Below are 13,031 nucleotides of genomic sequence, written 5' to 3'. Positions count from 1 at the left end.
GAGCGCTGGGGCTTTACAGATGTTCTCCGCGTTGACGACAATCTCGTATCGAGCAGTTCCACCCGAAATATCGACTAGCACACACGATCTGAGAGCTGATTCTCCAGTTCCGCTCTGAATAAAACGATGTGAGAAGAGTTCGACGACTCCTTTTTCACCAACAACAGAATCTCGACGACGGCGATGGATTGTACCGATCGAATGACCGACTCGTGGTGGGAGTGGAGATCCCCACGCAGCGGTCGTCCGAGTACTGCCTGTCTCTCGGTTAATCACATATACGTGTGCTATGAAAATACAGCGTGTTTTATTCGAGTGTCTCGAATGCTCCACTTGCGATGAGCGACGAAAAGAAAGATCGGTTCAAGCGCGTTGATAAAGCGATTGACAAAGTACGCGAGGAGTTCGATGAGGTCGTTGACGAGTCGAAAGAGGCAGGCGGTGAGGCCCGGGAAGACGTGCGAGAGGCGATTGACGACGTCCACGTCCGGATCGACAAACTCCGAAAACGTACCGACGAATAATCTCTCGTTCACTCGTTCATGACGGCTTCACAGCCCGCCAACGACCTCGCTGCGACCCTCGATGAGGGAGATGTCGCGCTTGGTATCCTCGACAACACGTACTCTCCGACGCTCGTGGAGTTCTACGGTGACCTCGGCGTTGATTTCGTCTGGTTGGATCTCGAACACGGTGGACCGGACCCGTGGGACTGGCGTCAGTTGGAAGACCTGCTCCGCGCGGCCGAACGGACGGACGTGGAATTACTCGTCCGGCTCCCCGATACGGATCCGACGCTCGTCCGGAAAGCGCTGGACCTCGGCGCGAGAAACGTGTTCGTCCCGCGCGTGGAAACCGCCGACGAAGTCCGAGACGCGGTTCGATCCGCTCGGTTTCGCTACGACGATGGCCCCGGTGATCGGGGACTGGGATCACCACGGGCTCGTCGCTGGGGTCTTGCTGACGAGTACGTCGCCACCGAAGACAGGGAGACCCTCGTCGGTGTGACGATCGAGACCGCATCGTCCGTCGAGAACCTGGACGACATCCTCGCCGTTTCGGAACTGGGCTTCGTCTTCATCGGCCCGCTCGACCTCTCGGTGTCGCTCGGCCATCCCGGTGAAGTCGAACATCCGACGGTGCAGGACGCCGTCGAGACGGTTCGGTCGAAGGCCGTCGATGCGGGTGTCCCCGTTGCAGGGCTCGGGTTCGGGATGGACGACGTCAATACGAAAGCGGCGAACGGCTACCAGCTGCTGAACCTCGGGAGCACGACCGGGGCGCTCAAACAGACTGTCACCGGCTGGTTCGATGCCGACGAACGGAACGACGCTTGAACTGAATACGGCTGGCGAGCGGATAGTAGCCCTGAATCTCCGGACGAGCCTCCGTCCTGATCACCCGGATGAGCCTCCGTCCTGATCATCCGGATGAATCACTGTCTCTCGAATGGAGTCACCCGGTTAATCAGAAACAGGATGGGGGTCAATACGTTGCGGGTTAAAATACTCGGGAGATGTCGGTGTGTTATGGTAGTTCCACACGGCGTGCTGGACAGTGCCGTCTCAGTCCAAGCCGTGCCGTTGCAGTTCGGAGGAGGTTTCATCGAGCTTGCAGTCCTCTTTTTGCTACTCGCACTTGTCGCAGCGGTGCTCGGTGCTCGGGGGGTCGCTGGACTCAGTATGAACATCGCAAAGTGGCTCGTCATCATCTTCGTCATCCTCGCTATTGTCACGTACATTATGTAGACTCGGTCGGACTACGGGATGTCGCTTCGAGACAACGCTCCCTCTCGTGGATGGTAGTCCTCCTCTTGAGTGTCGGAGCTGGGTTCGAAGCGTCCGAGTCCGTTTTCACATCGTTCTGGCACCTTGGACGGCGTCGTTCTACGTCGAATACGCTGATCGATCTCTTGATGGGGTGCCTGGGCGGATCGCTCGCTCTCGTCCAGTATCGATCACGGACTGCCGTATCGTCGGATGACGACGAGAGGGGATGCTGGGCACGACCGAAGACCGGACTTGAGGACACGATCTCTCGATCGGCTTCCGGCACCGTCCGCTCCGCCACACGGGAGAAGGGTCGAGAAGGCGGTTCCTGTCGGGAGGTATGAGCCATATAATAATCAATACGGGTCATGTCGATGAGAAGTATGCAAAACCACCCTTCCGATAGGGCCGTCCGGCGGGTACGCGATGAGCGACGCGCTCCGTCGCTCCCTCCGAACGCGTCGGAGGGTGAGCCCGAGCGACGGGAACTCAGGATCGGAGCCAAGGCCCTCATCACGGATCACGACCGAGTCCTCCTCATCAAGGAGCGCCACGGGGACGGCTCGACGTTCTGGACCCTTCCGGGCGGCGGCGTCGAGCCCGGGGAGTCCTTCTCGGACTGCCTCCGACGCGAGATCGAAGAGGAGATACGGTGTCGTGCGACCGTCGGCGAGACGGTCGGCCGCTACGTCTACCACCACACGAGCCGGCCCGCGACGACCGTCTACGCGATCTTCGACGCGACCCTCCGGTCGGAGCCCGAACCCAACCGGACTGAGCGTATCCTGGACTACGCCTGGCTGGAGCCGACGGACCTCCTGTCGACGACCCTCGATCCCGTCGAACGCTTCATCGAGCGGTCGGTGGCGGGGGAGAGACCGAACGGAGGACCATAAGTGTCGTCACGGAGCCGAAAGGCGATCCCCGGGCCGGTCATCACCCGATGTAATCCGTCGTTACCGGGAGCAGACGGGTTTCGCCGACGGACAAGGCCGGCGTTACCGAGATATACAGTACTTAACAAAGGCCAGGGGATGTGGTTGTACTCACAGCATCGAGTCTACTACCCGATCGCTACCGACTCATAAAATGACAGAAACCCGGGAAAACGGATTGAGTCAGGACGCCCTGTTCAGTCTTCTCAGTAATCCACGACGACGATTCATCCTCCAGTATCTGAACAGAACCGGAGAGACCATCCAGCTACAGGACCTCGCGACGGAAGTCGCGGCGTGGGAAAACGAGACGGAACCAGAGAACTTGACCGGCAAACAGCGGAAACGACTGTACGTCTCCCTGTATCAGACACACATTCCGAAACTCGAGGCGGCCGGCATCGTCGATTACGACGGTGACACGGGCGAGATTCGGCTCACGGATCGGGGCAACGACCTCAACCGGTATCTCGACGCGGACGCGTCGGAAGCCGACGACACGCGTCCCTGGGGACGGTACTACCTCCTGCTCACGCTCTTGGGGATTCTGGTGTACGGGCTGATCACGGTCGGCGGGGTCCCGTTGGGCCGGACCGAAGTGGTACTGATCGGCGTCGGATGGGTATCGCTGGCTGTTCTCGCGGTGTTCCATTACATCGAGACCGAACGCAGGGACGGAAACTGAGAGACGGAGACTGCGAGGGAGAGACGGTCACTTCGCGCGGACGAACCTCCGCACGAGGGCCCAGCCGGGTTTCCCGTCACGGATCCACAACGCCACGGTCCCGCCGAGTAAGAGGACCTCTATCAGGAGGTACGTCCGCCCCATCTCGCCGCCGAGGAGGGCCTGACTGTCCAGCAACAGCTGCCAGGTTTTCGCCCCGAGTCCCGGAGCGGCCGCCACGGGCGTCCTGTAGACCGGCCACAGGAACGCCGGGAGGATCGGCGGTCGACTGAACAGGGCGGCGAAGAGGAGGTCCCCGAGGACGTGGCTCCCGTAGCCGATGACGACACCGGCACCCAGTTGCGGATGTCCTCTGAACCCGAGGGCGACCCCCAGGGCGAGCGCGGCGGGAACGCCGACGAGCAGAGAATGGGCGACGCCGATACCGTTGCTCAACACACCGAACTGCCAGGCGAGCGGCTTGTCGACGAGGTCGGGCAGCTGGGTGGCGACCGCGAGGACGACCACGGCTCGACCGCTCGGTCGACTCCGCAGTCCGAGGCGAACGAACGCCGAGAACGCGACGTACCCGACCGCGAGGTGACCCCATGGCCACATCGCTCACTCACCGGCCGCCTCTGACGGCTGTACGTCGAACCAGACGTACGTGGTCCTGTACGCGGAGTCTGCCGTCGGGTTCTCGGGTGGATCGCCCCGGTAGAGGTGTGTCACGAACCGGATGTTTTCGCCGGCGATCGTCGCCTGAAACTCCTGTCGTTCACGCCAGCTCTCCCCGTGTGCCAGTTCGAAGGTATGCCGGCCGACCCTGCGTTTATCCGCGACGACGACGGACCGGCCGTCGACTTGGACCCGTTGGATCTCCGTGACGACCGTGTACTCGGTTGGTCTGTGCTCCTCGTTAGTTACCCCGACGGTGACGGCCGCCGATCCGCCCTCGGTCAGCGTGTCCGGGTACTCGTTCGCGACGAGCCGACCGTCCTGTTCGGTCAGCAGGTGAAGATCCGTCGTCGCCTCCCCGTGGGCGGGGACGGTCACCGCCACGCCCAGCGTGGCGACCGCGATGACGATACTCGCTGCGAGGACGACTGTGAGCGGGGTCAGCCGGCCGGATATCCAGCCAGACGACGTCGACGTCTCCGCTCGTGATCCGACCGATCGGGTCCGCCGCCCGACATCCCCGGAGCGGCGGGCGCGACGCACGGCCGTGGCCGCCGCGCCGAGGAGAACGTACCCGGAAACGACCGCGACGAGCCCCCACGTGGTCACCGACCCTACCGAGAGGTACACGAGGATCGCCAGAAGCGGCAGTATCGCCAAGCTGCCCCCGAGCGAGAGCGCGAACCGCTCGACGAGCGCGGCGAGCGTCCACGACTCCCGTTCGCGCTCGGCGTACGCCAACGCCGCGGTCACGTATCCCGGTAGAACCAGAAGGAGCAAGAAGGCAGGCGGAAGCCGGACGACGCTCGTCGTCCCCGCGGCGGTCGCCGCGGCCACGGTCGCGACCAGTACCCCGACGGCGACGAGGTCGCGATTCGCCATCAGTTCGTCGGCCGCCGAGTTCATCGCTGACGGGAGTGTGAGAGGGCGTTCCCGAGGTACTTGTCGACCCGGTGAGACTGGGTGTCGACCGATCCAGTCGCGCCGGTGCTGGCCGAATGCCGCGCCTGACTGCCGTGTGAGCCGACCGGTGCGAGGTGACGATCACTCATTCCGTCGGTACTCTCTCGAGTCGGTATATGGTTATGCGGAGCATATCCCGTTCCTCGGACGCCGAATCCGAGTGTTCCTCGTCCCAGTAAGACGATGTTACCGCCCGACTGCGTGCCGACCCACGGTGGCGTGACCCGGAGAGACGTGTCGCCGTGAAACGAATCCCGATTTTATAAACAATCTCCACGGCTTATGTCCGTACGGCAGGAAGGGGAACCGATGGAGAACGAGCGGAACGAAGACGCCACTGACGACTGGGACCAGATCGGGTACATAATCAGCTCCAAATACCGAACAGCGGTGCTCGAGCAGCTCGTCGACGGTCCGTCCACCCCCTCGTCGATAGCGTCTCGTACCGGTCTCCCCATCACACACATCTCTCGTGCACTGCGGTCGCTCCGTGAGCGCTCGCTCGTCGAGTTGCTCGTTTCGAAAGAAAAGCGGAAGGGGCGTATCTACGGAGTCACAGAGGAGGGAAAGCGGCTCTGGAACCGTATCGAGGCCGAAGGATTGATCGAGTGATCCGCCGGGATCCCGCCGCGACGGGCGGATTCTCGACGACCGTCTCTCCGTTATCCGCCGGGAACGGTCGCCGCCTCCTCGTCGGGCGGCTCCGGGAACGTGTCGGACGGGATGTCGACGAAGTAGACGGTCAGCTCGCCGTTGTCCCTGACCTTCCCGACGTCGGGTTGGGCCGCCACGGCCTCGAAGCTCTCCGCCGAGTACCGCAGTTCATCGTACGCGAGTACCTCTCGCTGGCGGTCGGCCTCCGCGACCACGAAGTAGTGGTCGCGTCTGACGATCTCCTCGGGATGGTTCGCGTAGTACGCCGGCAGCCCGCCCAGCATCGCTTGCTCCGGGACCGGTGTGCTCTTTCGCGGCGCGGGATTCACCTCCCGATCCCACGGTGCTGACTCCGCCCCGTACAGCGCGATCTCGTAGCGATCGGACGTGTGGCGCACGCCGCCGAACCAGACCGGCGCGCCGCCCGACTGGCTCGCGAACGCCTGTTCGTAGCCGTCCATTTCGCCCTCGGGAACGTGCGATCCCGAGAGGTAGACGAACGGCGACGGGAAGATCGTGGCCAGCGACAGCGACAGTACCAGCACGACGATCACGACTGCCACGACCGATCGAGTCTCGGGGAGGACCTCGGCGAACCGTCTCCTCACCGACCGGACCCGGGTTCCCGCCGAACGGCTACCGAGACCGCTCACGGGCAACTCGTCGGCCAGCAGATACCTGACGCCGACCGCCCCGAATATCGTGGCGAGCACCATGAGGAACCCGACGTGCCGGAACAGGTACGTCGAGATGGACCCAACGAAGTGAGCCGCGAAGAACGGGAGCAGCACCAGGATCCCCGCGACAAACAACGTGGTGACGTCCTTCGCGGTATCGGGCGTCGTCCGCATCGACCGATGTCCCTCCAGCCGTCCGAGGTATCCGGTTATCCGCCCCAGAACGACGGTCGCCGCCAACAGCGCATAGACCGCCCCGACGCCGAACAGCTTGACGAAGAGCTCCTGGATGCTCGCGCCGATCGCCGACGCGGAGTCGCTCTGGCTCTGGACGTGTGGCGTCGTACTCCCCTCCCCGGCGACGAAGTCGGTCACCGATTCGATCATCGATTCCGCCGTACTGATGAACGCCCAATCGTGGGTACTGACCCAGATCGCAAACATCGTCAGCAGAAACACCGTCTGGAACGTGAGCAGGCGGTACTCGGCGAGCGAATGGCCGGGGCGAAGCCGCCGGTACGCGTGCTGTGTAACCGTCATCCCGGCGAGCAGGAACACGACGTTCAACGCGACCTGTGGGTGGACCAACACCAGCGCGACCGAGGTCACCGGCAGGAGGTAGCTCGTCGGCACCGGCTTCCTCGCCCCCACGGCGAACCCGACGGAGTCGTCGAACCCCACCGTGCCGCCGCCGACCGCACCGCTCCCGTCGGCGACCCGCTCGACGACCCGCTCGCGCGTGTCACCGCCGATCAGGTGTGTGAACACCAAGTAGATCACGAAGGGAACGAACAGCATCCCGATCGAGTACGTGTGAAAGTGGAGGTACGTACTGACGTTGTTTATCGGCAATAGCAGGAACGCGGAGAACGCGCCGACGGCCAGCGCACGGCGATCCGGGATCAGGAACCAGACGCAAAGCGCGACGCTCGCGAAGAACACCAGCGTGTACGTCCACGTGACGAGCATCATCGCCCGCGTGACCTCCACGGCGGCGACTTTCGTGAGGCTCGTCGCGATGAGGTGGCTCCCCGGATACAACAGCTCGAGCGGATCGTTGCCGACGCCGATCGACCGCACGAGACCGAGGTGGATCAGCGAGTCCGCCCGGCCGTAGAAGTGGTAGCCGCGGATCAGGGGGAGTCCGGCGACCGTCGCGGCCCCGAGCGCCCCGAGCAACACCGCCGGCGCGAGGTACCGCTCGTCGGACAGACAGACGGCGATCGAGACGACGCCCGCGAGCGCCAGTGTGGCCCACGTCGCCGTCGGCGTCGCCGCGTATATCGACACCTCGTAGCCGGTCGCCGGCGTGGTGTAGGCGGCGACGATCGCCGCCGCGAGCGCCAGGTAGCCGACCGCGAGCGCCGCTTCGACGATCCGCTCGTCTCCCCGTCGAACCGGCGCTCTCACGCCGGATCACTCCGTCGGTGTTTCCAAGGTCCCCGAGTCGTCCGTGGTCGTCGGGGCCGGACGCGCTGTTGAACGAGCACGGGTCCACCGAATCCGGTAGCGGGTTTTGTTATGCATCGATTACCACACGGGGTGACGACCGTATTCCCTTCCTTTCGGCCGACTGTGCGGTAAGCGATCTATTACAATCAGATCGTCCCCCCGAGACGACCACATGCGATTCGTCTTCTTCACGAACACGCCCGCCCACGTCCACCTGTACAAACACGCCGTCGACCGGCTCGAGCGGGCCGGACACGAGGTGCTCGTTCTCGGTCGAGATTACGGCTGTACGCTCGCGCTGCTCGAACGGTACGAACTCCCCTACCGCCTCTACGGGTCCTGTGGGACGACCAAGGGGTCGGTGTTCCGGAACCTCCCGCGGCACTACGCCCGTATCGTACCCGCCGTCCGGTCGTTCGGTCCGGACGTGATCTTCGGGGTCGGTGCCTACGCCGCCCACGCCGGGCTGGCGAGCGGGACCCCGGCGGTGTTGATCCTCGACTCGGAGCCGACGTCGATCGACCACGCTATCTCCCGGCCGTTCGCCGCGGCGTTCCTCACGCCGCACGCCTTCCAGAAGGACCTCGGGGAGAATCACTACCAGTTCCACGGCTTCTGTGAGACGGCGTACCTCCACCCAGACGCCTACCGGCCGAACCCGGGGATCCGCGAGGAGCTCGGCCTCGAAGCCGAAGAGGAGTTCGTCCTGTTGCGGTTCAACGCGTTCGGGTCCCACCACGACGTCGGACAGTCGGGGTTCACCCCGGATCAGCGGCGTCGGCTGATCGAGACGTTCGCCGAACACGCCACGGTCTTCGTATCGGACGAGGGAGGGACGCTGGATCTCGACTCGCTTTCGGCCCGCGAGTTCGACGTCCACCCCGCGCTGCTCCACGACGCGCTGTCGGCGGCGCGACTCGTCGTCACCGACACGCAGACGGTCTGTACCGAGGCTGCCCTGTTGGGAACGCCCGTCATCAGGTCGAACTCCTTCGTGGGAGACGACGACATGGGGAACTTCAGGGAGCTCGAGCGGCAGGGACTGGTCGTCAACACCGCCGAGTTCGACGAGGTCCTCGCCACGGGCGTCGGCGTCCTGCGCGACGAGGCGGTCGGGGCGGAGTGGCGACGGCGACGGAACGAGTACGTGGGTGGACTCGTGGACCTCACCGAGGTCATCGTCGCGTGTGCGGAGGCGGGTGACCCCGCGGCGGTCCCCGGGCTCGAACGCTGGCGAGCGGGCACGGAGCGGTCGAGTTCGGACCGGTCGACCCCCATCACGGAGGAGTCGACGTGACGGCGTCCGGCCACGGTGCGACCGGCGACGAGACGGATCCCGGAGCTCTCGACGACCGCGGACGCGTCGACGAGGCTCCCACCGCGATCGAGACGCCGGCGAGCGCCGACGCCGCCCGCCGCGTCACCGACGACTCGGTGGCGCGGGTATTGGCGGAGACGCTCGCGTACGCGAGAGAGCGAGAGTACACCGGCTGGGACTACTTCGACGGGATGAGCAGCCGGATCCGGCGAGCACTGCCGTTCGAGACCAAGTGGACGAACATCGCGATACAGGAGGGGATCAAGCGAGCCCCCGTCAACGTCCGCCGACTCATGCTGGTGGAACAGCGGCAGAACTTCAAGGGGACCGCGCTGTTCGTCATGGCCAACCGAGCGGCCGCAGACCACCTCGGCGACGAGGGGTACCGTCGCGAGGCCGACCGGCTGGCGGAGTGGCTGATCGAGAACCGAACCCGCGGTTACGCGGGCTTCTGTGGCGGCCACCAACACGCGACGCAGGGGCTTCACGACCGGCTCCCGGCGCGACACCCGGGAATCGTCTCGACCGGATACGCGGTCAGGGCGTTGCTGGCAGCCTCGGACGACGAGGAATACGTGGACGTCGCAGCGGCCGCCCTCCCGTTCGTGTTCGATGACCTGAACTACCGGGAGGTCGGCGACAGCGCCAGGATCGACTACCACGCCAGCGACGAACCGGGCGAGACGGTCGTGATAAACGCGAACGCGATCGGTGCCCGGCTGTTGTTGGACCTCCACGAACGCCGCCCCCGTCCACGGCTCCGGGAACGGGCGGAGCGGATATTGGACTACGTCGCGGGCCAACAGGCCGAGATCGGCGGGTGGACCTACACCGATCCACCGTCCGCGTCGCACCTCTCGATGGACAACCACCACAACGGGTTCATCCTCGAGTCGTTCCTCCGCTATCGGGAGGTAACGGGGTCGAGTCGGTACGACGACACGCTGGAACGCGGCCTCGAGTTCTACCGCGAGACGCTGTTCGAGGCGTCCGGGGCACCCAACTGGGACGAGACGAGCGCCTATCCGAAGGATATCCACGCCGCCGCGGAAGGGATCGTGTTGTTCAGTGCGGCCGGCGACACGGCGTTCGCGTCCCGAATCATCGACTGGACGCTCTCGGAGCTGTACGCCGGCGACGGGCGCTTTCACTACCAGAAGCGACGGTTCTACACGAAGCGGTTCACGCTGATGCGCTGGTGTCAGGCCTGGATGGCCTTCGCGCTGGGACAGTACCTCCGCGCGCGAGAGCGCGAACGCGGGACGGCGAAGCGGTAGGGATCGGCGATCCGGATCGCCGGCACGGCCTCGCTCCGCCTCCGATCACTCTTCCGTCGCGTCGGCCGACTTGGCCTCCCGCGTCGCGCCGGCCAGCTTCGCCTCCAGCGCCGCGACGGTTCGGGCGGCCGCGTCGCCGCCGCCGTAGAGTTCGGGTTTTGGCGGACGCTCGGACCGGTCGGTCAGCGCGGCGGCGATGCGGTCGGCGTCGCTGCCGACCAGCACGTTCCAGCCCGCCTCGACGGTCTCCACCCACTCGGTCTCCTCGCGGAGGGTGACGCAGGGCGTATCGAGGTAGAACGCCTCCTTCTGGACCCCGCCGGAGTCGGTGGCGACCCGCGACGCGTTCGAGAGCAGTCGGAGGAAGTCCACGTAGCCGACCGGGTCGACGAGCCGTATCGCGTCCGCGGCGTGGTCGTACAGCCCGTGTCGACGGAGGGCGTCGTCGGTCCGCGGGTGCAACGGCAGGACGACCGGCTCGTCGACGGCAGCGAGACCGTCCAGGATCCCGGCCAGCCGGTCCGGGTCGTCGGTGTTCGACGCCCGGTGGACCGTCGCCAACACGTACTCGCCGGGACGGAGGTCCGGGATCGGAAGCGGCGTCGACTCGTCGAGCGCCCGGTCGCGAACGGCGAGGACGGCGTCGTACATCACGTCCCCGGTCACGACGACGTCGCCCCTGATGTTGTCCTCACGGAGGGTCGTCGCGGCGTTCTCCGCCGGAGCCAGAAGGAGGTCGGAGCAGTGGTCGGTGAGGACGCGGTTTACCTCCTCCGGCATCGACCACTTCTCGCTGCGGAGCCCGGCCTCGACGTGTGCCAGCGTCGGCTCGCGCTTGGCCGCGACCAGCGCCGCCGCGAGCGTCGAGTTCGTGTCCCCGTACACCAACACGACGTCGGGTGACTCGGCCTCGATCACCTCGTCGAGCAGGCGCATCATCTCGGCCGTTTGGGGGGCGTGTCCCCCGGAGCCGACCCCGAGATTGTACTCCGGCTCCGGGATGTCGAGCTCCTCGAAGAAGACGCCCGAGAGCGCCTCGTCGTAGTGCTGTCCGGTGTGGATCAGCACTTCCTCGTGGTCCGCACGCAGCCGCCGGGAGACCGGGAACGCCTTGACGAACTGCGGACGCGCGCCGACCACCGAGCAGACCCGCACGAGTCAGTCCTCCCTCGCCGACGGCTCGTCCGTCGCGAGACCCTCTCCGCCTCGACGCCGAGTTCCCAGGGGGGATCACCCGCGTCGACCCGGACCTCCAGGTCGGCGTTCCGCCGTCGTTCGCTCACGATGCCCGTAAGGAACGAGGCGAGCCCGACCAGCGCGAGAACGCCGCCCGTGGACGCCGCCGCGGGGACGAGAGGGAAGAGCGCGCCGACCCCGATCCCGCCGACGAGCGCGCCCATCCCGAGGAGCTGTGCGGCGGCCGTCGGCTCGCCGAAGCCGTGTCCGTCGCGTCGAGAAGCCGTCCGAGGTAGCTCCGCAACAGCAAAAGCGAGAGCGTCGGGACGAACGTCCCGTACCGGATGTGGCTGGTCTCGTCGCCGTACACCGCCCGCATGGGGACGTCGGCGATGCGCATTCCCTGCCGATTCAGGCGAACGAGCAGGTGATTACAGAACCCGTAGTCCTCGTAGAGCGACTCGAAATCGACGCGGTCGAGCGCCTGCCGGGAGATCGCCGTGTACCCGTTCTGAGGGTCCATCATCCGCCAGTAGCCGCTGGCGATCCGCGTGAGGCCGGTGAGCAGGAAGTTGCCGAACGTCCGCCACACGGACATCTGGCGTCTGTACTCCGTGTGTCGTAGACGGTTCCCCTTCGCGTAGTGGGAGTCACCCCGCACGACCGGGTCGATGATCCGGTCGAGGATCCCCGGGTCCATCTGTCCGTCGCCGTTCATCACCGCCACGACGTCGACACCGGCGTCGTCGGCCATCGCGTTGCGGTACCCCGTCTTTATCGCGCCGCCGACCCCGGTGTTCTCGCGGTGTCGGAGCGCGACGATCCGCCGGTCGGGCAACGCCGTTCCCGTCCGGGCGTCCCGGGCGACGATCCGGTCTCGCCAGGCCGGCCCCGAACCGTCGGTGAGCGGGCGCAGGGGGCCGCCGGGCCGCTCCGACCCCTCGAGCCCGGAGAGCGTCTCGCGGATCTCCGCCCACGAGCCGTCGGTCGAGCAGTCGTCGACGACGTACACGCGGTCGACGAACCCGGGGACCGTCTCGATCACGTCGCCCACGAATCCCGCCTCGTTGTAGGCGGGTATCACGACGGCGATGGTGGCGCCCTCGTACATCAGCTCCACCCCCGCCCGACGGTGTACTGTCTGTGGGCCGTCTCGGAGAGGTCGAGCGCCTGCCGCCCGTCGACGACGGGGATGCCGCGTCGGGTTCCGTCGGGGCCCTCCCGCTCGAATGCGGTCCAGTCGACGGACCGGAACGCGTCGTGGGCGGTGACGAGGACCGCGGCGTCGATGGCTCGGGACGCGAGCTCGTCGATGGCGACGTGCTCGCCGGGCATCTCCGGCAGGTCGTCGAGGATCGGATCGACCGCGAGGACGGTCGCCCCGAGCCGATCTAGCCGGTGGGCGATGTCGATCGCGGGCGAGGCCCGCGTCTCGGGGACGCCGGCCGCGGTAGGCCACGGCCGCAGC

At 65.8% G+C, this 13,031-nt stretch carries 14 protein-coding genes; 8 read left to right on the top strand and 6 right to left on the bottom strand.

The features are described 5' to 3' along the window. Positions 1-338: 338 nt before the first annotated feature. The 5 genes from GJ633_RS08395 (at position 339) to GJ633_RS08375 (ending at position 3,389) form a co-directional block, all read left to right on the top strand. Entirely contained in the window at positions 339-524 is a 186-nt protein-coding gene (locus tag GJ633_RS08395; RefSeq protein ID WP_156588453.1) for a hypothetical protein, read from the top strand. Between the two features lie 18 nt (positions 525-542). After that, the gene (locus GJ633_RS08390; protein WP_156588452.1) at positions 543-1,337 is read left to right on the top strand and encodes an HpcH/HpaI aldolase/citrate lyase family protein; all 795 of its coding nucleotides are present in this window, start codon (positions 543-545) and stop codon (positions 1,335-1,337) included. Between the two features lie 192 nt (positions 1,338-1,529). Next, positions 1,530-1,748 (top strand): DUF1328 family protein, encoded by a 219-nt coding sequence (locus GJ633_RS08385; protein WP_156588451.1) that lies wholly within the window; start codon positions 1,530-1,532, stop codon positions 1,746-1,748. A gap of 404 nt (positions 1,749-2,152) precedes the next feature. Continuing rightward, entirely contained in the window at positions 2,153-2,665 is a 513-nt protein-coding gene (locus tag GJ633_RS08380; protein WP_156588450.1) for an NUDIX hydrolase, read from the top strand. 193 nt (positions 2,666-2,858) lie between these two features. Continuing rightward, positions 2,859-3,389 (top strand): hypothetical protein, encoded by a 531-nt coding sequence (locus GJ633_RS08375; RefSeq protein ID WP_156588449.1) that lies wholly within the window; start codon positions 2,859-2,861, stop codon positions 3,387-3,389. Between the two features lie 27 nt (positions 3,390-3,416). Here the strand turns inward: GJ633_RS08375 and GJ633_RS08370 are convergent, their stop codons facing one another. Together GJ633_RS08370 and GJ633_RS08365 are read right to left on the bottom strand one after the other, a co-directional pair. Beyond that, positions 3,417-3,986 (bottom strand): metal-dependent hydrolase, encoded by a 570-nt coding sequence (locus tag GJ633_RS08370; RefSeq protein WP_156588448.1) that lies wholly within the window; start codon positions 3,984-3,986, stop codon positions 3,417-3,419. 3 nt (positions 3,987-3,989) lie between these two features. Beyond that, on the bottom strand, positions 3,990-4,928 hold the full coding sequence (locus tag GJ633_RS08365; protein WP_231741300.1) for a DUF1616 domain-containing protein: 939 nt from the start codon (positions 4,926-4,928) through the stop codon (positions 3,990-3,992). 390 nt (positions 4,929-5,318) lie between these two features. Here GJ633_RS08365 and GJ633_RS08360 point away from each other — a divergent pair, with 390 nt between their 5' ends. Then, a complete protein-coding gene (locus tag GJ633_RS08360; RefSeq protein WP_156588446.1) occupies positions 5,319-5,621 on the top strand; it encodes a winged helix-turn-helix domain-containing protein in 303 nt (100 codons plus the stop codon). A gap of 50 nt (positions 5,622-5,671) precedes the next feature. Here the strand turns inward: GJ633_RS08360 and GJ633_RS08355 are convergent, their stop codons facing one another. Beyond that, the gene (locus tag GJ633_RS08355; RefSeq protein WP_197431298.1) at positions 5,672-7,750 is read right to left on the bottom strand and encodes a hypothetical protein; all 2,079 of its coding nucleotides are present in this window, start codon (positions 7,748-7,750) and stop codon (positions 5,672-5,674) included. A gap of 214 nt (positions 7,751-7,964) precedes the next feature. On the opposite strand from GJ633_RS08355, the gene GJ633_RS08350 reads away from it, so the two are divergent. Both GJ633_RS08350 and GJ633_RS08345 read left to right on the top strand, forming a co-directional pair. After that, on the top strand, positions 7,965-9,089 hold the full coding sequence (locus tag GJ633_RS08350) for a DUF354 domain-containing protein (protein ID WP_156588445.1): 1,125 nt from the start codon (positions 7,965-7,967) through the stop codon (positions 9,087-9,089). Further along, a complete protein-coding gene (locus GJ633_RS08345) occupies positions 9,086-10,387 on the top strand; it encodes an antibiotic ABC transporter permease (RefSeq protein ID WP_197431297.1) in 1,302 nt (433 codons plus the stop codon). The genes GJ633_RS08350 and GJ633_RS08345 overlap by 4 nt, the downstream gene beginning before the upstream one ends. A 45-nt stretch (positions 10,388-10,432) precedes the next feature. On the opposite strand, the gene wecB is transcribed toward GJ633_RS08345, so the two are convergent. The 3 genes from wecB to GJ633_RS08330 form a co-directional block, all read right to left on the bottom strand. After that, positions 10,433-11,542, bottom strand: a complete 1,110-nt coding sequence (wecB, locus tag GJ633_RS08340) for a non-hydrolyzing UDP-N-acetylglucosamine 2-epimerase (protein ID WP_321168981.1) — start codon at positions 11,540-11,542, stop codon at positions 10,433-10,435. Between the two features lie 124 nt (positions 11,543-11,666). Then, positions 11,667-12,674, bottom strand: a complete 1,008-nt coding sequence (locus tag GJ633_RS08335) for a glycosyltransferase family 2 protein (RefSeq protein ID WP_231741299.1) — start codon at positions 12,672-12,674, stop codon at positions 11,667-11,669. Then, positions 12,674-13,031, bottom strand: a 358-nt coding sequence (locus GJ633_RS08330) for a UDP binding domain-containing protein (protein WP_255470569.1), incomplete at its 5' end; no start/stop codon positions are given. The genes GJ633_RS08330 and GJ633_RS08335, both read right to left, overlap by 1 nt.

Origin of the sequence: Halorubrum sp. CBA1125, from assembly GCF_009742825.1 — an archaeon.
Classification (GTDB): domain Archaea; phylum Halobacteriota; class Halobacteria; order Halobacteriales; family Haloferacaceae; genus Halorubrum.
This window is presented reverse-complemented; position numbering and strand designations above follow the sequence as displayed.